The organism is Micromonospora maritima, assembly GCF_902825405.1.
GTDB lineage: Bacteria > Actinomycetota > Actinomycetes > Mycobacteriales > Micromonosporaceae > Micromonospora > Micromonospora maritima.
On the sequence record NZ_CADEAU010000044.1, the window covers coordinates 1 to 20323 of the forward strand.

The following is a 20323-nucleotide window of genomic DNA, read 5'->3' on the forward strand; positions in this document are numbered from 1 at the left end:
GCCGACCCGGAGCCGGTCACCGCGACCCCGGCGGTACGCCGACCGGTGCGCGCCGTCCGGGTGCCGGCGGCGCCGCTCGACGGGGCGGACGACGGCGAGCTGGCCGCCTACAACCGCTACCTTTCCTGGTTGAACGCGAATCCGGGCGCCCGGCCCGGCGACTATCCCGGCTGAGGCCGGTGCGGAAGGACGGACGACGGTGGGCGGAGCCCTTACCCGGTACCGCGTGATCGCCTGGATCGTGGGCGTGGCGCTGGTGGTGCTGGTCCTGATCGGCATGCCGCTGAAGTACGGCTTCGACAACCCGAGCGTGGTGGCCGTGGTCGGCGTCGCGCACGGCTGGCTCTACATGCTCTACCTGGCGCTCACCTTCGACCTGTCCCGCCGGGCCGACTGGCCGCTGAAGCGGATGCTGCTGGTGATGCTCGCCGGCACCGTGCCGTTCGTCTCGTTCTACGCGGAACGGCGGGTGAGCCACTGGGTGGCCGCCGCGAACCGACCGCGTACGCCGGAGCCGGTCGCCGGCTGACCGGGCCGTCGCGCCGTTCAGCGTGCCGGCCGCCACGGCGCGGCGGCCGGCGGGTCGGTCCAGCCACCGAGGCGCGCGCCCTCGCGGGCCCGGCGCAGCGCGCGGGTCACCTGGCCGAACTGACGCTCGTCGTCGCTGCTGAACAGCAGCACCTCGGTCCCCCGGACCCGCCCCCACAGCTCGTGTGCGGGCGGGCGCCAGCGGTCGCCGAGCAGCACCAGCAGCAGCGGCAGCAGGCCCACCGCGCCGAGCGTCAGGTACGCCCCGGCGGTGAGCCGCTCCAGGCCGCCGGTGAAGCCGAGCAGCAGGCCGACCGCGGCGATCAGCGCGGCGGAGACGGCGACCGCCCGGACGGCGAGCCGGTCGTGCGGGCCGCGGGTGGTCCAGAGCTGGGTGATCTCGGCCACCGCCCAGCTGTTGCGGCCGACGGTGAAGCGCTCGGCGGTGACGACGATGCCGGGCCGGGCGTAGAGCAGCGTGGGCGTGGTCGCGTGCGGCGACCGGGGCGGGCGGGCGGAGGAGCGATCGGTCTGCACGGCGGCCTCCCGGGGGCGCGGGTCCCGTGGTGGGGATTCCCGGTTCCGCGCTTCATTGTGTGGCGGACACGCCACCCGACCTCGGGTTTTCGCCCACCCGGCGGGCACGCCGCCGGACGAGCCTGCCGGAAAAAGAGAGCGATTTCCGTCTTTGTCGTGACTTTGCCTGGCGCGGCCTGGCGACATCCGTCCAGAACGACGAATCGGGCGAGTCGCGCCTTCCGCCCAGGAGCGCCGAACGGGGCGACGCCAGGTCCGCGAAACGGTCACGGACAGTCAGCCGTCCCATTGTCACTTTCCGACACTTTGCCAACTTTCGCCCCTGCTTGAACTCCCGTCGACTCCGATCACGGGTTAGGTTGTCCAGGTCGGTCCGGTCGACCGCCGTCCGCCCGGACGGCGCCGGGTCGGTGTCGGCGGGGAGTGACACGCCTCCCGTCGACCGTGGAGAGGAGCTTTCCGCTCTTGTCGTCCTTACGGATGCTGCTCCGCTCGCTGGCGGTGGCCGGCCTCTCGGCCGCGCTGCTCGCCCCGGCGTCGGTGGCTCGGGCCGAGCCCACCCCCGCCGAGCTGACGAAGCAGATCGAGAAGTCCTCGACTGAGCTGGAGCGAATCGTCGAGTCGTACAACAAGCTCAACGAGGAGATCAAGGCCAACAAGGCCACCGCGGCCACGTTGGAGGCCCGGATCGGCCCGTTGCAGGAACAGGCCGAACGGAGTCGCGCCGACGTGGGCGCGATCGCCGCGACGGCGTACAAGACAGGTGGCATGCGCACCGCCGCGGCCCTGCTCGAGCCGGGCGGTCCGGCCTCGCTGCCGGACCGGCTGGGCACGCTCGACCAGCTCACCCGTCAGCGGCAGCGCACCATCGACAGCTTCACCGGCGACCAGCGCCGGCTGATCGACCAGAAGACCCGGCTCGACGTCACGCTGGCGAAGGAGGCGGCGCAGGCCAAGCAGCTGACCGCCGCCAAGAAGCGGATCGAGGCGGACCTGGCCGGCCTCTACGAGATGCGCCGCAAGGCGTACGGGCGGGCCACCGAGGCCCCGGTCAAGGCGAGTTCGGCGGGCACGCCCCCGGCCGTCTCCGGCAAGGCCGGCGTCGCGGTGCGGTACGCGTACGGCGCGGTCGGCAAGCCCTACGGCTACGGCGACGACGGCCCCGGCAGCTACGACTGCTCGGGGTTGACGCTGGCCGCCTGGCGGGCCGCCGGGAAGTCACTGCCGCACAGCGCGGCGCAACAGTGGAGCGCGGTGACGCGGATCAGTCGCAGCGAACTGCAACCGGGCGACCTGGTGTTCTACTCCGGCCTCGGACACGTGGCGCTCTACGTCGGCGGCGGTCAGATCATCGACGCGCCGAGCGCGGGCCGCAACGTCAGCAAGCGGGGCATGAACATCATGAGCATCGCCGGCTACGGCCGGGTCTGACCCGAAACGACGAACGGCCGGCGTCCCCCTGTCGGACGCCGGCCGTTCGTCGTTTCCATTACTACCAGGTCAGGCCGCCTGCAGCCCTTCGGCGCGGGCCAGCTCACGCAGCCGGCCGAGGGCCTGGATCTCCAGCTGGCGGATCCGCTCCCGGGAGAGCGAGAACCGCGACGCGACCTCGGTCAGCGAGTGCTCGCGCCCGTCCTCCAGGCCGTAGCGGGCCCGCATGATGCCGGCCGAACGGTCGTCGAGGTGGTTGAGCAGGCCCTCGATCCGCTGCCGCTCCAGGCCGGTCAGCACGATCTCCTCCGGCGACGGCGCGTCGCTGTCGGCGACCAGGTCACCGAGGTTGGTGTCGCCGTCGTCGCCCACCGGGGTGTCCAGCGAGACGGTGTCCTGCGACCAGCGGCGCAGCTCGTTGACCCGCTCGACGGTGACGCCCAGCGCGGTCGCGATCTGCTCCGGCTCCGGGTCGCTGCCCATCTCGCGGGTGAGCTGCCGGGCCACGTTGCGCATCCGGTTGACGTCCTCGACCAGGTGCACGGGCAGCCTGACGGTGCGCTCCTGCTGGGCGATGGCCCGGCTGATCGCCTGCCGGATCCACCACGTCGCGTAGGTGGAGAACTTGAAGCCGCGCTCGTAGTCGAACTTCTCGACCGCGCGGACCAGGCCGGTGTTGCCCTCCTGGATGAGGTCCAGCATGGGCATCCCGGACCGCACGTAACGCCGGGCGATCGAGACGACCAGCCGCAGGTTCGCGCGGATGAACAGGTCCTTCGCGCGCTCGCCCTCGACGACGATCCGCTCCAGGTCCTCCCGGTCGGCGCCCTCGGGGATCCGGTCGGTGTCGAGCAGGTGCTCGGCGTAGAGGCCCGCCTCGATCGCCTTGGAGAGGTCGACCTCACGGGCGGCGTCCAGCAGCGGCGTCCGGGAGATCTCGTGCAGGTAGACGCCGACCAGGTCCCGCTCCTCGGCGACCTCGTCGGTACGCATGCCGATGTTCTTGTCCACGATTGCCACGGTCCCCTCGCTCGCGCCGGTTGCCCGGTTCCTTGCCATCCCCACGTTCATCAGCCCTCCCCGTAACTTCCGCTGTGCCCGTAGGTGCTGACACCTACACAACAGATGTGACGCGTCGGGGATTCCATGTCGTGAGTCGAAACTGTCACGAATGCCTGAGTAGTAGCTGAGAGCCCGGTCCATGTTTCCTGTCAGGACCCCTGTTCGGGCGGCTCGCGGTCGCCCTGGTCAGGGGGCGCGGGAGCAGCGGAATCGCCGTCCGCCCATGGAATGGCACCATTGCCTGTTCCATGAACACAGCGAGCCGCGTCACCGCTTGATTGCGATCCTGGTCACTGCCTGATACGCGCCCGTGGACCCACTGGTTCAGCCACGGTGAGGATTACCCTCCGCCTCGTTGAACAATCCGCTCGGGGAGAGAGTCCCCTCCCGCCACGTGATACGCGTCGCACCCGCCCGGCGGATGCGCCGGGCGGGTGTTCGCGTGGGGAGGGTCAGGAGGCGAGCAGAGCCAGAGCGCCGCGTACCTGGTCGGCGGAGCGGGCCAGCGCGGCCCGGGCGGCGGGCACCTCCGCGCCGGAGACGAGCGCGACCAGGGCGGTCTTGAGGTCGCCGTCGGCCTCCCGCAGGGCGACCCGGCAGACCTCCTCGGCGCACCCGGTCGCCTCCATCAGGATCGAGATCATGCGGCCGCGCAGCTTGGCGTTGGTGGCGACCATGTCGATCATCAGGTTCGAGTAGACCCGGCCCAGGCGCACCATGACGGCCGTGGAGAACGTGTTCAGCACCAGCTTCTGCGCGGTGCCCGCCTTCATCCGGGTCGACCCGGTGACCACCTCGGGTCCGGTGTCCACCCCGATGAACACGTCCACCGAGGGCGCGGCCTCGGCCTCCGGGTTGGCGCACAGCAGCACGGTCCCGGCCCCCTGCGCCCGGGACGCGGCGAGCGCCCCGAGGACGTACGGGGTGCGCCCGCTGGCCGCGAGTCCGACCACCAGGTCGCCGGGGTGCACGCATTCGCCCGCCTCGGCGGCGCCGCCCCGCTCGTCGTCCTCGGCGTCCTCGACGGCCCGCCACATGGCCTCCGGGCCGCCGGCGAGGTGCGCGCAGAACCAGTGCCGCGGTGAGTTGAACGTGGGGGCCAGCTCGGCCGCGTCCAGCACGCCGAGACGACCGGACGTGCCGGCGCCGAAGTAGTGCACCCGGTGCCCGCCGCGCAGCGCGGCGACGGCCAGGTCGACGGTCTCGGCGATCTCGTCCAGCACGGCGGCCACCGCGGCCGGCACCCGCCGGTCGGCCTCGTTGATCACGGTGAGCACGTCTCGGGTCGACATCAGGTCGAGGTCGACGCTCTGCGGGTTGCGTCGCTCGGTCGGTGCGCCGACGCGCACCACCGGACGCACCACGGCCACCTCGTCCCGCTCCACCCGGCCCGCCGTCATCCCCGCCTCCGTCCGGGACCCACCCGGTGCGACTGGACGGCCTCGGCGGTGGCCTCCAGGGCCTTCTTGGTCCGGGCCCGGCTCCGGGCGGCCACGCCGACGAACAGGCAGTCGACGACGGTGAGCTGGGCCAGCCGGCTGGCCGTCGCGCCGGACCGGTAGGTCGTCTCCCGGGCGGCGGTGGTGAGCACGTGGTCCGCGACGTCGGCGATCGGCGAGCGGGGGAAGTTGGTCAGCGCCACCGTGGTGGCTCCGCGCGCCCGGGCCTGCTCCAGCACCTCGATGACGTCGGAGGTGGTGCCGGTGTGCGAGATGCCGACCGCGACGTCACCCCGGCCCAGCAGCGCCGCCGAGGTGAGCGCGGTGTGCACGTCCGGGAAGTAGAACGCGATCCGGCCGATGCGGTGCAGCTTCTGCTGGAAGTCGGAGGCCACGAAGCCGCTGGCGCCCGCGCCGTAGACGTCGATCCGGCCGGCCGCGCCGATCGCCTCGACCACCTGCTCGCAGATCGCCGGGTCGAGCTGCTCGGCGGTCTCCTCGACGGCGCGCGCGTCGTTGAACGCGATGGTGGCGATGATCTGCGCCAGGTCCGCGCCCGGCGGGATGTCGCCGCCGACCACGCGGGCGTCCGGCGGCTCGACCCGACGCGCGGCCTCGGCGGCGAGCCGGATCCGCAGCTGGGGATAGCCGTCCATGCCGACCGACCGGCAGAACCGGATCACGGTCGCCTCGGATGTCTCGGCGGCGGTGGCGAGGTCGGTGATCGTGCGCCGGGCCGCGTCCGCCGGATCGGCGACGACCAGCCGGGCGACCCGCTGCTCGGCCGGGGACAGCGAGGGCAGGAGCCCGCTGATGTGGACGATCAGTCCACCGGTCTCGTGACTCGCAGAAATCTTCGGACTCTTCGCCACGGATGAAACTTACTTTCAGAGGGCGTGAGCGTCAACCATGACGCCGCGTATCGGGAAATTTACCGCCTTCCGCGCGCGGTCCCCACGCCAAGGGTCCCATCACCGCAGCCCGGCCGCTTCATCCGGTCCGGTCGAGTCGATCCCGCCGGCCGACCGGGTCGTCCACCGTCACGCGTTCCCGGGCCGGCCGGACGGCGGCAGGCGGGTCACCGGTCGGCCGTCCGGGCGGCCGGTTAGCGTGTGGCCATGGCGGATCGCACGGTGCTGGTGACCGGAGGCACGGGCGGGCTGGGGGGCGCGGTCACGGCCGCCTTCCTGCGCGGCGGCTGGCGGGTGGTCGTACCCCAGCGGGAGCCCGGGACGGACGACGGCCCGGTCCGGGTCGTGGCCGACCTGCTGACCCCCGAGGGGGCCGCGCGGGCGGTCGAGGCAGCCACCGGCGACCCGGCCGCGCCGCTACGCGCGGTGGTGAACCTCGTCGGCGGGTACGCCAGCGGCGGGCTGGTCCACGAGACCCCGGTCGAGGAGTTCGAGCGGATGCTGCGGATCAACCTGCGCCCGACGTACCTGGTCACCCAGGCGGCGCTGCCGCACCTGGTCGAGGCCGGCGGCGGCGCGGTGGTCTGCGTGTCGGCCCGGGCGGCGGTGGCGCCGTTCCCCGGGGCGGCCGGATACGCCACCGCCAAGGCGGCGGTGCAGGCGTTCGCCGGCGCGGTGGCGGTCGAGTACCGGCCGCGCGGGGTGCGGTGCAACACCGTGCTCCCGAGCGTCATCGACACCCCGGCCAACCGGGCCGCCCAGCCCGAGGCCGACCACCGGCGGTGGGTGCCGCCGGCCGAGATCGCCGCCGTGATCCGCTTCCTCGCCTCCGACGAGTCCGCCCCGACCAGCGGCGCGAGCGTCCCGGTCTACGGGCGGGCCTGAGCCGGCACCGGCCCGTCCCGCCCGGCGCCGCCGGAGGGCCGTGGCGTGTCCTCCGGATCCGGTCCGGCCAGGGCCGGCGGGTCGTCCGGCAGCCACTCGCTCAGGTGGGCCCGGATCCGGCGGGACACCTCCTGAGGCGTACCGCTGCCGTCGACGACCACGAAGCCGGCGTACTCCGGCAGCGACCGGTAGGCGGCGTCGGCGGCGGTGAGCCACCGCATGCTCTCGTGGTCGGTGCCGCGCCGTTCGATCCGCCGGTACGCCTCGGCGGGGTCGAGCGTGAGCAGGAACGTGACCCGGGGCGACGGGAAGACGCGGTACCCGACCCGGGCCAGTCGTTCCCAGCGCTGCCCGCCGTGCGCCCGGATGCTGGCGTACTGGCAGGCGGACCAGCGGTCCATCACCGCCGTCCGGCCGGTGACCAGGCAACTGACGAGCGCCAGCGCGATCGCGAGCCACCTCAGCACGGACTCGACCGCGAGCAGCCCGTCGCGACCGACGAGCCGCTGCGCGTCCGGCCGGCCGACCCGCTGGGCGAGGCGGCCGAGCCAGCGGCGGCCGCCGGCGTTGCGGTGGTAGGTGGCGGGGTGGCCGGCGGCGGTGAGCGCCTCGGCGAGCAGGTGGGCCTGGGTGGTCTTGCCCGAGCCGTCGATGCCGATCAGGGCGACGGCGCGCAGTCGGGCCCCGCCGCGCCGCGTCCGCAGTGAGCTGGCCACCTTGCCGAGGTTATCCGACCGGCGCTCGCCATCGGCGAATTGTCGCTTTCCTCCCCGCGCGGACGGACCGCGCCCGAACAGGTGTGACCGGAGCTTCCGCCGGGTACGCATCTTGATCCCACCGCCCCATGACGACGACGGGAGACCCAGATGGCCGAGCGCGGGGACGAGACCCTGGTGCACACGCTGAAGAAGGTCGCCGCCGTGCTCAAGCAGTCCGAGATCCCGTTCGCCCTGGGCGGCAGCTTCGCGGTGTACGCGCACGGCGGCCACTCCAGCGACCACGACGTGGACTTCCTGCTCCGCGAGGCCGACGTCGACCGGGCCCTGGAGGCACTGGTCGAGGCCGGCTTCACCGCCGAGCGCCCGCCGGAGGACTGGCTGGTCAAGGTCTACGACGAGGGACGCATGGTGGACCTCATCCACCGGCCGGTCGAGACCCCGGTGACCGAGGAGACGTTCGCCGACACCATCGTGCGGCCGGTCGACGCGATCCACATGCCGGTGCTCTCGGCCAGCCAGCTCATGGTGCACAAGCTGCTGAGCTTCTCCCAGCACTACTGCGACTTCGCCCGCGCCCTGCCGCTCGCCCGTTCGCTGCGGGAACAGATCGACTGGGAACGGGTACGGAAGGAAACGCAGCACTCGCCGTACGCCGAGGCGTTCCTGGTGCTGCTCGACCGGCTGGACGTGCTGCCCGGCGGCGCGCCCGGCGGAAGGGAGACCCCGTGACCGGACGGTCCGGCGACGTGCCCCCCGACGAGTACGTGGAGGCGGAGATCCAGAGCATGCTGGCCGAGGACCCGTCCGTGGCCGAGCAGGGCATCACGGTGGTGCGCCGCGAGCGCGGGCTGGTGCTCTACGGCGAGGTGGAGAGCCCGCACCGGCGGGAGGAGATCCTGCGCCGGGTGGCCGAGCGCTTCCCGGACACGCCGGTGACGAGCGACATCGGGGTCATCCGCACCCAGGCCCCCACCCAGGTCGAGGAGCTGCCGTGAAGGAGGTTCGATGGTGATCCGGATCGCCGCCGTCGGCGACGTGCACCTGGACGAGGACGTGGTGGGCCGGTTCCGTCCGGCGCTGGAGGAGCTGCCCGACTGCGCGGACGTGCTGCTGCTCGCGGGCGACCTGACCCGCCACGGCACCGAGGCCGAGGCGCGGTGCGTGGCGCAGGAGTTCGGCGACCTCGGCGTACCGGTGATCACCGTGCTCGGCAACCACGACCACCAGTGCGACCAGGTGCCACAGGTGGTCAAGGTGCTCTCCGACGCCGGGATCACCGTGCTGGAGGGCACCGGCACCGTGCTGGAGTGCGCCGGCGGGCGCCTCGGGGTGGCCGGGGTCAAGGGGTTCGGCGGCGGGTTCGCCGGGCGGTGTGCCAGCGACTTCGGCGAGCCGGAGATGAAGGCGTTCGTCCGGACCACCCGGGAGAGCGCCGACGCGCTGGCCGCCGCGCTGCTGTCGCTGGAGTGCGACTCGCTGGTCGCGCTCACCCACTACTCCCCCGTGCCGGACACGCTGGCCGGCGAGCCGCCGGAGATCTACCCGTTCCTGGGTTGCTACCAGCTCGGGCAGGCGATCGACTCGGCGCCGACCGCGCTGGCGCTGCACGGCCACGCCCACCACGGCACCGAGCGCGGCACCACGCCGGGCGGCGTCCGCGTCCGCAACGTCGCGCACCCCGTGATCAAGCAGGCCTACAGCGTGTTCCACCTGGGCGACCAGGTCGACTGAGCGGGAGGTTTCCGGGATCGGAGCGCCGGGTATCCAGCCGCCATGGAGCTGATTCTCTGGATTCTCGCAGTCGTACTCGTGGTCGCCGGAATTCTCGCCCTGTTCCGCCGGCAGATCCTCTGGGGCATCGTCCTCATCGTCGTCGGCCTGCTGGTCGGCCCGGGTGGCGTCAGCATCTTCAATTAGCGGTCCCTGTCCTTCACCCCTGACCCGCCGGGGTCGTCGGGTCCGGCGCTCTGTCCTCCCAGACCGGAGCGTCCGGACCCGGCGATCCCGGCGTTTTCGTGTCCGGCGGGGTTTGTCCGGCGGGCCCAACGGCAACTATCTCGACCATGGAGACAATTCAGCGCGCCGGGCGGCGCACCGCCGGGGCCCGGACGTGGTGGGCGCTGCTCGGCTTCGGGGCCGCCACGTTCGCCGCCGCCGCCATCGGTGGGCTCGGTGTCCGAGGCACGTCCGCGGAGTACCAGAGCCTGGAGCAGCCCGCCTGGGCACCGCCCTCCTGGCTGTTCGGCCCGGTCTGGACTGTGCTGTACGCGCTGATCGCGATCGCCGGCTGGCTGGTCTGGCGTCGGGTCGGTTTCGGGCCCGCGCTGTGGGCCTGGGTCGCGCAGCTCGTGCTCAACGCGATCTGGACGCCACTGTTCTTCGGCGCCGGCCGCTACGGGCTGGCCTTCGCCGAGATCGTGGTGATGTGGCTGGCGATCGGGGTCACCGTGGCCCTGTTCCGGCGCGTCTCCCGGCCGGCGACGCTGCTGATGCTGCCGTACTGGGCCTGGGTCACGTTCGCCGCAGCGCTCAACTTGGCCATCTGGCGGATGAACTCCTGACCTCCGGCGGGCGCGGGGACCGGCCGCCCCGCGCCCGCGGAGGTCAGCAGCGGGGCACGCCGGGGATGTAGCCGTCGTAGCCGGTGTAGACGTACGCGTCGGAGATGAAGCGCCCGGAGCCGATCCGGTCCCAGATCGAGCTGGTGCCGTAGGTGCCGGTGACGCTGGTGCCGCTGGTCTGGCAGTAGATCGTCACCCCGGCCCCGTCGGCCACCGTGCCGACCGCGCTGTAGCCGGTGCCCGGACCGGACCGGACGGTCAGGGCCGTGCCGGACGTGTTGACCGTGCCGGCCCCGGTGTCCGCGCCGGCGCAGCCGTTGTCGCTCCGGTAGGTCTTCGTGCCCCAGTAGAGGGCCTCGGCGCCGTTGAACTTGATCTTCACGGCGCTGCCGTTCGAGCGCTGCTCGTAGTGCAGGTGCGGCCCGGTGGACCCGCCGGTGGTGCCGACGTACCCGATCACCCGGCCGTACCCGACGGTCTGGCCGACCGAGACGTTGAAGGCGTTCAGGTGCGCGTAGTAGGTGGTCCAGCCACCGCCGTGGTTGATCCGGACGTACTTTCCGTAGCTCGTGTCGCCGAGGTTCGTCACCACGTCGACCGTGCCCGGCGCGCTGGCCACCACCGGGTCGCCGAGGTCGTCGGTGCGGTTGAAGTCGATCGCGTTCGCCGGGCTGTGGTTGGTCCGCGTCTGGCCGGACCAGGACTGGTCGCACGGGAACGGGACCTTGAACGTCGGCGCGGCCAGGGCCGGCGCCGCCGGGAGCACGACCGCCGCAGCCAGGACCACCGCACCCGACGCGAAACTGAGCCACCGCTTACCCATCCACTGCCTCCTATGTTGAAAGTCTTCAATTTTATACGGACAGCGTGACAGAAAGTTCCATCGAGCGGAAGATTCGTGGGAGCGCACCCACGGCCGGTGGCAGGGGTTTCGGGATTGTTACCGGGCCGTGTCCGGCAGGGGGTGGACCGGACGGGATGCAAGCGCTTACATGTGGGGACGACCATCGGACCGGCGCGGGTTCGATTTCCCCCCACGCGCCGGCAAGGAAGGAGATCGGCATGGCGTTTGCCAGATCGCGCCAGGCTCTCGCGGTCACCGGCGTGCTGGGGCTGGCGCTCGGCGTCGCCGCCTGCGGCACCGGCAACGACAAGAAGAGCGACAACGCGAGCTCGCCCGAGTGCGCGGCATACGAGAAGTACCAGGGTCACGACGGCAAGAAGGTCTCGATCTACTCCTCGATCCGTGACATCGAGGCCGACCGGCTCGACCAGTCCTGGAAGCAGTTCGAGGACTGCACCGGCATCGACATCGACCACGAGGGCTCGGGCGAGTTCGAGGCCCAGCTTCCGGTCCGGGTGGACGGCGGCAACGCGCCCGACATCGCCTTCATCCCGCAGCCGGGTCTGCTGAAGCGCTTCGTCGACTCGGGCAAGCTCAAGCCGGCCGGCGCCGACACCAAGGCCATGGCCGAGCAGAACTACTCCCCCGACTGGCTGAAGTACAGCACCGTCAACGGCCAGTTCTACGGCGCCCCGCTGGGCTCCAACGTGAAGTCCTTCGTGTGGTACTCGCCGAAGACCTTCAAGGAGAAGGGCTGGTCGGTCCCGACCACCTGGCAGGAGCTGATCGACCTCAGCGACAAGATCGCGGCGAGCGGCACCAAGCCGTGGTGCGCCGGCATCGAGTCCGGTGACGCCACCGGCTGGCCGGCCACCGACTGGATCGAGGACGTCCTGCTGCGTACCGCGGGCCCCGAGGTCTACGACAAGTGGACCACCCACGGCATCCCGTTCAACGACCCGCAGGTCGTCACGGCCGTCAACCAGGCCGGCACCATCCTCAAGAACGAGAAGTACGTCAACGGCGGCTTCGGCGGCGTGAAGAGCATCGCCACCACCTCGTTCCAGGAGGGCGGCACGCCCATCACCGCCGGCAAGTGCGCACTGCACCGCCAGGCGTCCTTCTACGCCAACCAGTGGCCCGAGGGCACCAAGGTGGCCGAGGACGGCGACGTCTTCGCGTTCTACTTCCCGGCCATCGACCCGGCCAAGGGCAAGCCGGTGCTGGGTGGCGGCGAGTTCGTCGCGGCCTTCGCCGACCGTCCCGAGGTCCAGGCGGTGCAGACCTACCTGGCCTCCGGTGAGTACGCCAACAGCCGGGCCAAGATCGGTGACTGGGTGTCCGCGAACAAGAAGCTGGACCTCAACAACGTCCCGAACCCGGTGGACAAGCTCTCCGTGGGCATCCTGCAGGACGAGAAGACCGTCTTCCGCTTCGACGGTTCGGACCTGATGCCGGCCGCGGTCGGCGCGGGCACGTTCTGGAAGGGCATGGTCGCCTGGATCAACGGCAAGGACACCACGACCGTCCTGAACGACATCGAGGGCAGCTGGAAGTGATCTGAGGGGGTGGCCCGGTCCGCGACGCGGGCCGGGCCACCCCCGAAGCATCCGAACCCTTGAGGGAGGGTTGATGGAGTTCGACTTCGCGGCGGAACAGCCGAAGTTCCTCATGCTGCTGTACGGGCTGATCGCTTTCGTCGCGGTGGTGGGCGGCCTGCTCCTGCTCCTCGACGTGGTGCCGACCTGGTTCGCCCGGCGCCGGGAGGCGCAACTGGTCGCGGCCGCGGCGGGCGGCGGACCGGTGCCCCGCCGGCGCAAGCAGCGGGAAGGCCTGTTCGCGTTCTTCTTCCTGCTGCCCACGCTGCTGTTCCTGGCCATCGGTCTGGTGGTGCCGGCCATCCGCACCACGCTGCTCTCCTTCATGGACGCGCGCAGCACCGACTGGGTGGGGCTGGACAACTACGGCTGGATGTTCGCCGAGGACTCGATCTTCCGGGTCCTGATCAACACCCTGATCTGGGTGCTGCTGGTGCCGCTGGTGGCGAGCGCGTTCGGCCTGATCTACGCGGTCCTGGTGGACAAGGCCCGGTTCGAGTCGGCGGCCAAGTCGCTGATCTTCCTGCCGATGGCGATCTCGTTCGTCGGCGCCGCCATCATCTGGCGGTTCATCTACGCCTTCCGCGGTGACGGGCAGGAGCAGATCGGCCTGCTCAACCAGATCGTGGTCAGCCTGGGCGGCGAGCCGAAGCAGTGGCTGCTCGACTCGCCGCTGAACACGTTCCTGCTCATCGTGATCATGGTCTGGATCCAGGCCGGTTTCGCCATGGTGGTGCTCTCCGCGGCCATCAAGGCCATCCCGGCGGACATCATCGAGGCGGCCCGGCTCGACGGGACCACCCCGTGGCAGATGTTCTGGCGGATCACCATGCCGAGCATCCGGCCGGCGCTGATCGTGGTGGTGGTGACGATCTCCATCGCCACGCTCAAGGTCTTCGACATCGTCCGGACCGCCACCAACGGCAACTACGACACCAACGTGATCGCGACCGAGATGTACAACCAGGCGTTCCGGTACGGCGAGAACGGGCAGGGCTCGGCGCTCGCGGTCTTCCTGTTCGTCCTGGTCCTGCCGCTCGTGATCTACCAGATCCGCAACCTGCGCAAGCAGCGGGAGGGCTGAGATGACCACCGCCACGCCCACCGTCGGAGCCGGCGTCCAACCCCCGGCGCCACTCACCCGGGCCGCCCGGGTCCGCAAGCGGCTGAACAGCCGCACCGCCACCCTGGTCTCGATCGTGCTCGCGCTGCTCTGGACGATCCCGACCTTCGGCCTGTTCGTCTCCTCGTTCCGGCCGGAGGACCAGATCAAGACCACCGGCTGGTGGACGTTCTTCCGGGACCCGCAGTTCACCCTGCAGAACTACCAGGACGTGCTGTTCAGCACCGGTTCGTCCGGGCAGCTCGCCAGCTACTTCATCAACTCGCTGGCGATCACCATCCCGTCGGTGCTCTTCCCCATCGCGTTCGCCTCGCTGGCCGCTTACGCGCTGGCGTGGATCAACTTCAAGGGCCGGGACTGGCTCTACATCGGCATCTTCGCGTTGCAGATCGTGCCGCTGCAGATGGCCCTCGTGCCGCTGCTGAGGTTCTTCTCCACCGGCGTCACCGTCGGCGGGGTCCAGATCCTCCCCGCCTGGGACCTGGTCGACGAGCAGAAGTTCGCGCAGGTGTGGTTCGCGCACACCTGTTTCGCGCTCCCGTTCGCCGTCTACCTGCTGCACAACTTCATCTCGCAGCTCCCCGGCGACCTGATGGAGGCGGCCCGGGTCGACGGGGCCACCCACCCGAAGATCTTCCGCACCATCGTGCTGCCGCTGATCACGCCCGCGCTGGCGGCGATCGGCATCTTCCAGTTCCTCTGGGTCTGGAACGACCTGCTGGTCGCGCTGATCTTCGCCGGGGGCAGCGACGAGACCGCCCCGCTGACGGTCCGGCTCGCCGAGCTGGCCGGCACCCGGGGCAACGAGTGGCAACGGCTCACCGCCGGTGCGTTCGTCTCGATCGTCGTACCGCTGCTGGTGTTCCTGTCCCTCCAGCGCTACTTCGTGCGGGGCCTGCTCGCCGGCAGCGTCAAGGGTTGATCCACCGTCCCGCCGCCGCCGGTGTGCCGGCGGCGGCGGGGCACGGGTCGCAGCGGGGAGCCACGATGACCAAGATTGACGACGTCGCCCGCCTGGCCGGGGTCTCCACGGCCACCGTCTCCCGGGCGCTGCGCGGTCTGCCGACGGTCTCCGCCGCCACCCGCCGCCGGGTGCTCGCCGCCGCCGAGCAGCTCCAGTACGCGGTCTCGCCGAGCGCCTCCCGACTGGCCGGCGGCCGGACCGGCACGGTCGCGGTGGTGGTCCCCCGGATCACCCGCTGGTTCTTCGGAACCGTGGTCGAGGCGGTCGAGGACTACCTCCAGCACAACGGCTACGACCTGCTGCTCTACAACCTCGGCGGCCGGGAGCAGACCCGCCAGCGGGTGCTCCGTCCGGCCGGCCTGCACAAGCGGGTGGACGCGATCATGCTGGTCGCCACCCCGCTGCGCGCGGCCGACGTGCACGCGCTGACCAAACTGGACCTGCCCGGGGTGACGATCAGCTCCGGCAGCGGCGTGCCCGGCTGGCCCTGCGTCCGCATCGACGACGTGGCCGCCGCCCGGACCGCCACCCGCCACCTGCTCGACCTCGGCCACACCCGGATCGCGCACATCTCCGGCGACCCCGACGACGAGCTGGCCTTCACCACCCACCTCGACCGGCGGCGCGGCTACCAGGAGGCGCTGCGCGGCGCCGGCATCCGGCCCGACCCGAGCCTCGACGTCGAGTCCCGGTTCACCATCGACGGCGGCACCCGGGCCACCGCCGAGCTGCTCGCCCGGGGCGAGCCGCCGACCGCCATCTTCGCCGCCTGCGACGAGATGGCCATGGGCGCGGTCACCGCGCTGCGCGACGCCGGGCTCCGGGTCCCGCAGGACGTCAGCGTGATCGGCATCGACGACCACGACCTGGCCGGAGTGCTCGGACTGAGCACGATCGCCCAGCCGGCCGCCGAGCAGGGGCTGCTCGCCGCGCGCATCCTGCTCGACCCGCTGGGCGCCCGGGTCGCCGAGCCGTACGCCGGCCTGGTGCCCGCCCCGCGCGCCGCCGACGCCGACGGGAAGACGCCGGCCTCGGTGATCCTCCCCACTCGCCTGGTGGTGCGGGACTCGACCGCGCCGCCCCGGGCACACTGAACGGACCCGTTCGCCCCGCACGCACGACAGGGAGAAGGCGCTGAACACCGACGCGACGCAGCAGAGTCCGGCCACCGGCTGGTGGACCGAGGCGGTCATCTACCAGGTCTACCCGCGCTCGTTCGCCGACTCCGACGGCGACGGCATCGGCGACCTGCCGGGCATCACGGCCCGTCTCGACCACCTCGCCGAGTTGGGCGTCGACGCGCTCTGGCTGTCCCCGTTCTATCCGTCCCCGCAGGCCGACGCCGGCTACGACGTGGCCGACTACCGGGACGTGGACCCGCTCTTCGGCTCGCTCACCGACGCCGACAAGCTGATCACCGAGGCGAAGGCGCGCGGCCTGCGGGTGATCGTCGACCTGGTGCCCAACCACACCTCGTCCGCGCACCGCTGGTTCACCGCCGCCGTGGCGGCCGCGCCGGGCAGCCCCGAGCGGCAGCGCTACGTCATCCGGGACGGCAAGGGCCCGGACGGCGCCGAGGCCCCGAACGACTGGGAGAGCGTGTTCGGCGGCCCGGCCTGGACCCGGCTGCCGGACGGGCAGTGGTACCTGCACCTGTTCGACCCCGGCCAGCCCGACCTGAACTGGGACAACCCGGAGGTGCGCGAGGAGTTCCTCGGCGTCCTGCGCTTCTGGCTCGACCGGGGCGTGGACGGGTTCCGGGTGGACGTCGCGCACGGCCTGATCAAGCAGGCCGACCTGGCCGACTGGCAGGAGCCGCAGGAGATCCTCTCCGGCAGCGAGGTGGACAAGCCCCGGCCGCCGATGTGGGACCAGGACGGCGTGCACGAGATCTACCGCGAGTGGCGGCGGCTGCTCGACTCGTACGCCGGGGAGCGGGTCCTGGTCGCCGAGGCGTGGGTGGAGCCGGCCGAGCGGCTGGCCCGCTACGTCCGGCCCGACGAGATGCACCAGGCGTTCAACTTCGAGTACCTGATGGCCGCCTGGACCGCCCCGGCCCAGTACGCGGTGATCACCCGCTCCCTGGAGGCCACCGACTCGGTGGGCGCGCCGACCACCTGGGTGCTGTCCAACCACGACGTGGTCCGGCACGCCTCCCGGCTCGGGCTGACCACCGCCGGCGGCCGGATGAACGGCATCGGCGTCGACGACCCGCAGCCCGACGTGGCGCTCGGCCTGCGCCGGGCCCGCGCGGCCAGCCTCCTGATGCTCGCGCTGCCCGGCTCGGCCTACCTCTACCAGGGCGAGGAGCTGGGGCTGCCGGAGCACACCACGCTGCCCGACGAGGCCCGGCAGGACCCGACCTGGGCCCGCAGCGGGCACACCCAGCGCGGCCGGGACGGCTGCCGGGTGCCGATCCCGTGGGAGGCCGACGCCCCGTCGTACGGCTTCGGGCCGACCGACGCGAGCTGGCTGCCCCAGCCGCCGATCTGGGCCGAGTACGCGCTGGACCGGCAGCGCGGGGTGCCCGGCTCGACGTACGAGCTGTACCGCACGGCGCTGCGGCTGCGCCGCGAGCACGCGCTGGCGCGGGGCCCGCTGCGCTTCCTCTCCTCCGGCGACGAGGTGCTGACGTTCACCAACGGCGACCTCACCGTGCTGACCAACTTCGGCGCGGCGGCGGTGCCGCTGCCGGCCGGCGCCTCGGTGCTGGCGTCCAGCGCCCCGCTGGACGACAACGCGGTGCCCACCGACGTCACGGTGTGGCTCGCGTAAGGAAGGGCCCCCTGTTAACGCCTCCGGTATAGGAGGGGCCCCCTCTTAACACTCACCGTTAAGAGGGGGCCCCTCCTTCCAGGCGGTCGGCGCGGGTGTGCAGGAGCGCGTTGACCTGCGCGATGTCCCGGGGCGAAGTGCGGGCGGCCAGCCAGTACATGATCCCGGTGGGGATGAAGAACAGCTGGAACGCGGCCAGCCCGACGGCGTAGTTCAGCGGCGGCGGGAACGCCAGCCGCAACCCGCCGAACACCAGCCCGACGAGCCCGTTGCCGGCCGCCCGTCCCACGCCGTTGACCAGGTTGCCCAGGCTGTAGACCGTGCCCCGGTGCTCGGGCGGGTTGACGTCGGCGATCAGCGCGAACCAGTTGGGCGAGTTCGCCGACGTGAGCGCCAGCGCCACCACGGCGGTGAGCAGGCTCAATCCGACCGTCGGCTCGGTCAGCACGCTGGACAGCACCGCCGCCACCACCGCGCCGGAGCTGCCGCCGTCGGGCACGTCGATGTGGATCGGCACGAAGAACAACACCAGGTAGAACGGCACGGCCGCGAGGATGCCCCCGGCCGCGACCAGGGCCCGGCCGCTGGGCGTACGCCGTTGCAGCGCGTCGCCGACCAGCCCGCCGACGATGGACAGCGCACCACCGAGCTGGAACAGGGTGGCGAAGACGCTGCCCACCACCACCGCCGTGGCCGGCGAGTAGCCCTGCGCCTCGGCGCGCTGGCTGAACAGCACCGGCAGCCAGACCAGCGAGCCGAACGCGGCCTGCGCGGTCAGCCCCTGGAGGATCAGCCAGCGGTTGGTCCGGCGGGCCAGGATCCGGGGCAGGTCGGCGCGGCTGATCCGGTAGTCGTACTCGCCGCCGGCGTCGAGTGCCTCGGCCAGCTCCGGCTCGCTCTGCCCGCGCGGGATGTCGTAGGTGAACAGGTACGCCACGGTGGCGGCCAGCCCGACGACGGTCAGCAGCAGGAACGGCCGCCGCCAGTCGGTCGCGCCGAGCAGGCCGCCGGTGAGCGTGCCGGCCAGCGTGCCGACGCCCTGGGAGAGACCCCAGAAGCTCATCACCAGGCCCCGGCGGCGCGGCGAGATCAGGTCGGTGACCACGGAGAAGCCGACCGAACCGACCGCGCCCAGACCGACCGCGGCGACGAGTTGGGCGAGCAGGAACGTCGGGTACTGCCCGGCGAGGGCGCTGCCGCCGGTGCCGGCCGCCCAGACCAGCGTGCCGACCATCAGCAGCGGCTTGCGGTGGCTCCGGTCGCCGACGTACGCCCAGCCCACCGCGGCCACGGCGCTGACCAGGAAGCTGACCGCGGTGACCAGGCCGAGCATCCGCTGGGGCACGTCGAGCGCCCCGGAGATCGGCCCGTACAGCGGCGGGACGAGGCCGATCGCCACGTTGTCCAGCGAGGCGAGCACCACGAAGACGACGACGCTGTAGTGCCGGTGTGCCGCGTTCCCGCGCCGGAGGACCCTCGTGCCGCTCATGCCGGGCAGCCAATCAGGTGCAGGTCACGTCGCGAACACGGACCCGCCGATCAGAGGTAACCGCCGATCTCGACGGGCACCGCGCCGGCCGTGGCGGTACCGGCCCGCAGGGCGTACAGCTCGGCGAGGGTGGCGCCCTGCGCGGGGACGCCGGCCCGGGCGCCGAGCCAGTCAACCGCCTCGGCGTGCGACAGCGGTCCGACCTCGATCCGGGCCAGGCAGCGACCGGGACGCGTGACCGCCGGGTGCAACCGGGCCAGGTCCTCGTTGGTGGTCACCGCCACGAGCACCCGGCGGCCCTGGCCGAGCAGCCCGTCGGTGAGGTTGAGCAGGCGGGACAGCGCCTGCCCGGCGGTCGCGCGGGCGTCGCCCCGGATCAGCTCGTCGCAGTCCTCCAGGATCAGCAGCCGCCAGCGCGTCCGCTCCTCACCCTCCTCCCCGTCGTCCTCGCCCACGGCCACCTCGGCGAGGTACGACGGGTCGCCGAACAGCGTCTCCGGGTCGAGCACGCAGTCCACCTGGCACCACGCGCGCCACTCGTGGGCCAGGGCCCGCAGCGCCGTGGTCTTTCCGGTTCCGGGCGGGCCGTGCATCAGCAGCAGCCGACCGGTGACCGTCTCGGGGGTGGTGGCCATCAACGCGTCCAGCGTCGCCGCCGCCTCGGCCGGATAGTTCGGCCGGATCACGGACCAGGGCGGCGTGTCGATCCGTCGGTTGTCCCGCTGCGCCCCCCGGCGCTGGTCCTGGTGCCAGAACCCGATCGGTGCGGTACCCGGGCGGGCCGGCTCGGCGGAGGCCGTGACGATCTCGTCCAGCACCGCCGCCCCGGTCGCCTCGTCCACGGCGGTGACCGTCACCTCCGCCCCGCGCCCCCGCCAGGTCACCACCCGCAGCGTCCACCCGTCCCCGGTGGCGAGGCGGGCGACGCGGGTGCGCTCGACCGCGGTCCGGATCGCGGTCGCCCGTTCCGGCACCAGCGCCGCCCCGGGACGGACCTTCGCCAGGCGCACCGTCCGGGCCCACGGTTGGCGGCCGGTGACGAAGTCGGTGAGCAGCAGGGTGTCGATGACGTCGCCGGGGCTGTCGACGTCGTCGTACTGGAACACGGGCAGCGGAGCCGGCCGGGCGGCGCCGTCCGGGGCGAGGGTGGGAGACACGGCCCGATGATCCACGGCCCGGGCCGGCTCGGCACCCGCTTTACGTCCCGGCGGCGCGTTGCTCAGACGCCCCGTGGCCCCGCCTCACCCGCGGGCGCGGGCGTAGCGCTCGCGGATGGCGGGCACCGGCTCGGCGGTGTACTCCTCGGTGTCCCCGATCGACCACGCCGGCGGGGCGTCGCCGCCCAGCGCGACCCAGGCGGCCTGCCGGGCCGCGCCGTCCGCCACGTACTCGCCGGGCGGTGGGACCACCACCGGACGGCCGAAGACCTGCGGCGCGATCCGGCGGACCGCGGCGGA

General features: G+C 72.2%; 20 protein-coding genes and 2 pseudogenes. 13 read left to right on the top strand and 9 right to left on the bottom strand.

What is annotated here, in order from left to right:
- The first annotated feature begins 199 nt into the window (after nucleotides 1–199).
- A complete protein-coding gene (locus HUW36_RS07475) occupies nucleotides 200–529 on the top strand; it encodes a DUF3817 domain-containing protein (RefSeq protein WP_174527447.1) in 330 nt (109 codons plus the stop codon).
- Nucleotides 530–546: 17 nt separating this feature from the next.
- Here the strand turns inward: HUW36_RS07475 and HUW36_RS07480 are convergent, their stop codons facing one another.
- Nucleotides 547–1065, bottom strand: coding sequence for a DUF6232 family protein (locus HUW36_RS07480; RefSeq protein ID WP_174527448.1), 519 nt, complete (start codon nucleotides 1063–1065; stop codon nucleotides 547–549).
- Nucleotides 1066–1530: 465 nt separating this feature from the next.
- Here HUW36_RS07480 and HUW36_RS07485 point away from each other — a divergent pair, with 465 nt between their 5' ends.
- Complete coding sequence (locus HUW36_RS07485; RefSeq protein WP_174527449.1) at nucleotides 1531–2496, top strand: C40 family peptidase; 966 nt, start codon at nucleotides 1531–1533, stop codon at nucleotides 2494–2496.
- A 69-nt stretch (nucleotides 2497–2565) separates the two neighbouring features.
- On the opposite strand, the gene HUW36_RS07490 is transcribed toward HUW36_RS07485, so the two are convergent.
- From HUW36_RS07490 to HUW36_RS07500, 3 genes are all read right to left on the bottom strand, one after another.
- Nucleotides 2566–3555, bottom strand: coding sequence for a sigma-70 family RNA polymerase sigma factor (locus HUW36_RS07490; RefSeq protein ID WP_174527464.1), 990 nt, complete (start codon nucleotides 3553–3555; stop codon nucleotides 2566–2568).
- A gap of 455 nt (nucleotides 3556–4010) precedes the next feature.
- Nucleotides 4011–4958 (bottom strand): N-acetylmuramic acid 6-phosphate etherase, encoded by a 948-nt coding sequence (gene murQ / locus HUW36_RS07495; RefSeq protein WP_174527450.1) that lies wholly within the window; start codon nucleotides 4956–4958, stop codon nucleotides 4011–4013.
- Nucleotides 4955–5869, bottom strand: a complete 915-nt coding sequence (locus HUW36_RS07500; protein ID WP_174527451.1) for a MurR/RpiR family transcriptional regulator — start codon at nucleotides 5867–5869, stop codon at nucleotides 4955–4957. Before HUW36_RS07500 ends, murQ begins: the two co-directional genes overlap by 4 nt.
- Nucleotides 5870–6115: 246 nt before the next feature.
- Between HUW36_RS07500 and HUW36_RS07505 the strand changes: the two genes are divergently transcribed.
- Nucleotides 6116–6793: an SDR family NAD(P)-dependent oxidoreductase gene (locus tag HUW36_RS07505; RefSeq protein ID WP_174527452.1), complete on the top strand. Its 678-nt coding sequence runs from the start codon at nucleotides 6116–6118 to the stop codon at nucleotides 6791–6793.
- Here the strand turns inward: HUW36_RS07505 and HUW36_RS07510 are convergent.
- Nucleotides 6778–7509, bottom strand: coding sequence for a dTMP kinase (locus HUW36_RS07510; protein ID WP_246247952.1), 732 nt, complete (start codon nucleotides 7507–7509; stop codon nucleotides 6778–6780). The genes HUW36_RS07505 and HUW36_RS07510 overlap by 16 nt on opposite strands.
- A gap of 150 nt (nucleotides 7510–7659) precedes the next feature.
- On the opposite strand from HUW36_RS07510, the gene HUW36_RS07515 reads away from it, so the two are divergent.
- From HUW36_RS07515 to HUW36_RS07535, 5 genes and pseudogenes are all read left to right on the top strand, one after another.
- Nucleotides 7660–8241 carry a nucleotidyltransferase gene (locus HUW36_RS07515; protein WP_174527454.1) on the top strand — a complete coding sequence of 194 codons (582 nt, stop codon included), beginning with the start codon at nucleotides 7660–7662 and terminating at the stop codon, nucleotides 8239–8241.
- A 56-nt stretch (nucleotides 8242–8297) separates the two neighbouring features.
- Nucleotides 8298–8507, top strand: a complete 210-nt coding sequence (locus HUW36_RS07520; RefSeq protein WP_245666557.1) for a hypothetical protein — start codon at nucleotides 8298–8300, stop codon at nucleotides 8505–8507.
- A 10-nt stretch (nucleotides 8508–8517) separates the two neighbouring features.
- A pseudogene (locus tag HUW36_RS07525) lies at nucleotides 8518–9295 on the top strand (metallophosphoesterase family protein).
- On the top strand, nucleotides 9286–9429 hold the full coding sequence (locus tag HUW36_RS07530) for a GPGG-motif small membrane protein (protein WP_007464364.1): 144 nt from the start codon (nucleotides 9286–9288) through the stop codon (nucleotides 9427–9429). The pseudogene HUW36_RS07525 and the gene HUW36_RS07530 overlap by 10 nt, the downstream one beginning before the upstream one ends.
- A gap of 146 nt (nucleotides 9430–9575) precedes the next feature.
- Entirely contained in the window at nucleotides 9576–10073 is a 498-nt protein-coding gene (locus HUW36_RS07535) for a TspO/MBR family protein (RefSeq protein ID WP_174527456.1), read from the top strand.
- A gap of 43 nt (nucleotides 10074–10116) precedes the next feature.
- Here HUW36_RS07535 and HUW36_RS07540 read toward each other — a convergent pair whose 3' ends face one another.
- On the bottom strand, nucleotides 10117–10896 hold the full coding sequence (locus HUW36_RS07540) for a M23 family metallopeptidase (protein WP_174527457.1): 780 nt from the start codon (nucleotides 10894–10896) through the stop codon (nucleotides 10117–10119).
- A 239-nt stretch (nucleotides 10897–11135) separates the two neighbouring features.
- Between HUW36_RS07540 and HUW36_RS07545 the strand changes: the two genes are divergently transcribed.
- From HUW36_RS07545 to HUW36_RS07565, 5 genes are all read left to right on the top strand, one after another.
- A complete protein-coding gene (locus tag HUW36_RS07545; protein WP_174527458.1) occupies nucleotides 11136–12476 on the top strand; it encodes an ABC transporter substrate-binding protein in 1341 nt (446 codons plus the stop codon).
- 73 nt (nucleotides 12477–12549) lie between these two features.
- Nucleotides 12550–13599 carry a carbohydrate ABC transporter permease gene (locus tag HUW36_RS07550; RefSeq protein WP_174527459.1) on the top strand — a complete coding sequence of 350 codons (1050 nt, stop codon included), beginning with the start codon at nucleotides 12550–12552 and terminating at the stop codon, nucleotides 13597–13599.
- Between the two features lies 1 nt (nucleotide 13600).
- Nucleotides 13601–14560 carry a carbohydrate ABC transporter permease gene (locus tag HUW36_RS07555; protein ID WP_174527460.1) on the top strand — a complete coding sequence of 320 codons (960 nt, stop codon included), beginning with the start codon at nucleotides 13601–13603 and terminating at the stop codon, nucleotides 14558–14560.
- 65 nt (nucleotides 14561–14625) lie between these two features.
- A complete protein-coding gene (locus HUW36_RS07560; RefSeq protein ID WP_174527461.1) occupies nucleotides 14626–15696 on the top strand; it encodes a LacI family DNA-binding transcriptional regulator in 1071 nt (356 codons plus the stop codon).
- Nucleotides 15697–15736: 40 nt separating this feature from the next.
- Nucleotides 15737–17377, top strand: a complete 1641-nt coding sequence (locus tag HUW36_RS07565; RefSeq protein WP_174527465.1) for a glycoside hydrolase family 13 protein — start codon at nucleotides 15737–15739, stop codon at nucleotides 17375–17377.
- Between the two features lie 58 nt (nucleotides 17378–17435).
- Here the strand turns inward: HUW36_RS07565 and HUW36_RS07570 are convergent, their stop codons facing one another.
- The 3 genes and pseudogenes from HUW36_RS07570 to HUW36_RS07580 form a co-directional block, all read right to left on the bottom strand.
- On the bottom strand, nucleotides 17436–18866 hold the full coding sequence (locus HUW36_RS07570; RefSeq protein ID WP_174527462.1) for an MFS transporter: 1431 nt from the start codon (nucleotides 18864–18866) through the stop codon (nucleotides 17436–17438).
- Between the two features lie 50 nt (nucleotides 18867–18916).
- Nucleotides 18917–20023: a DUF5925 domain-containing protein gene (locus HUW36_RS07575; RefSeq protein WP_174527463.1), complete on the bottom strand. Its 1107-nt coding sequence runs from the start codon at nucleotides 20021–20023 to the stop codon at nucleotides 18917–18919.
- Nucleotides 20024–20107: 84 nt separating this feature from the next.
- Nucleotides 20108–20323 (bottom strand): annotated as a pseudogene (locus HUW36_RS07580) (xylulose kinase); the annotation flags it as partial.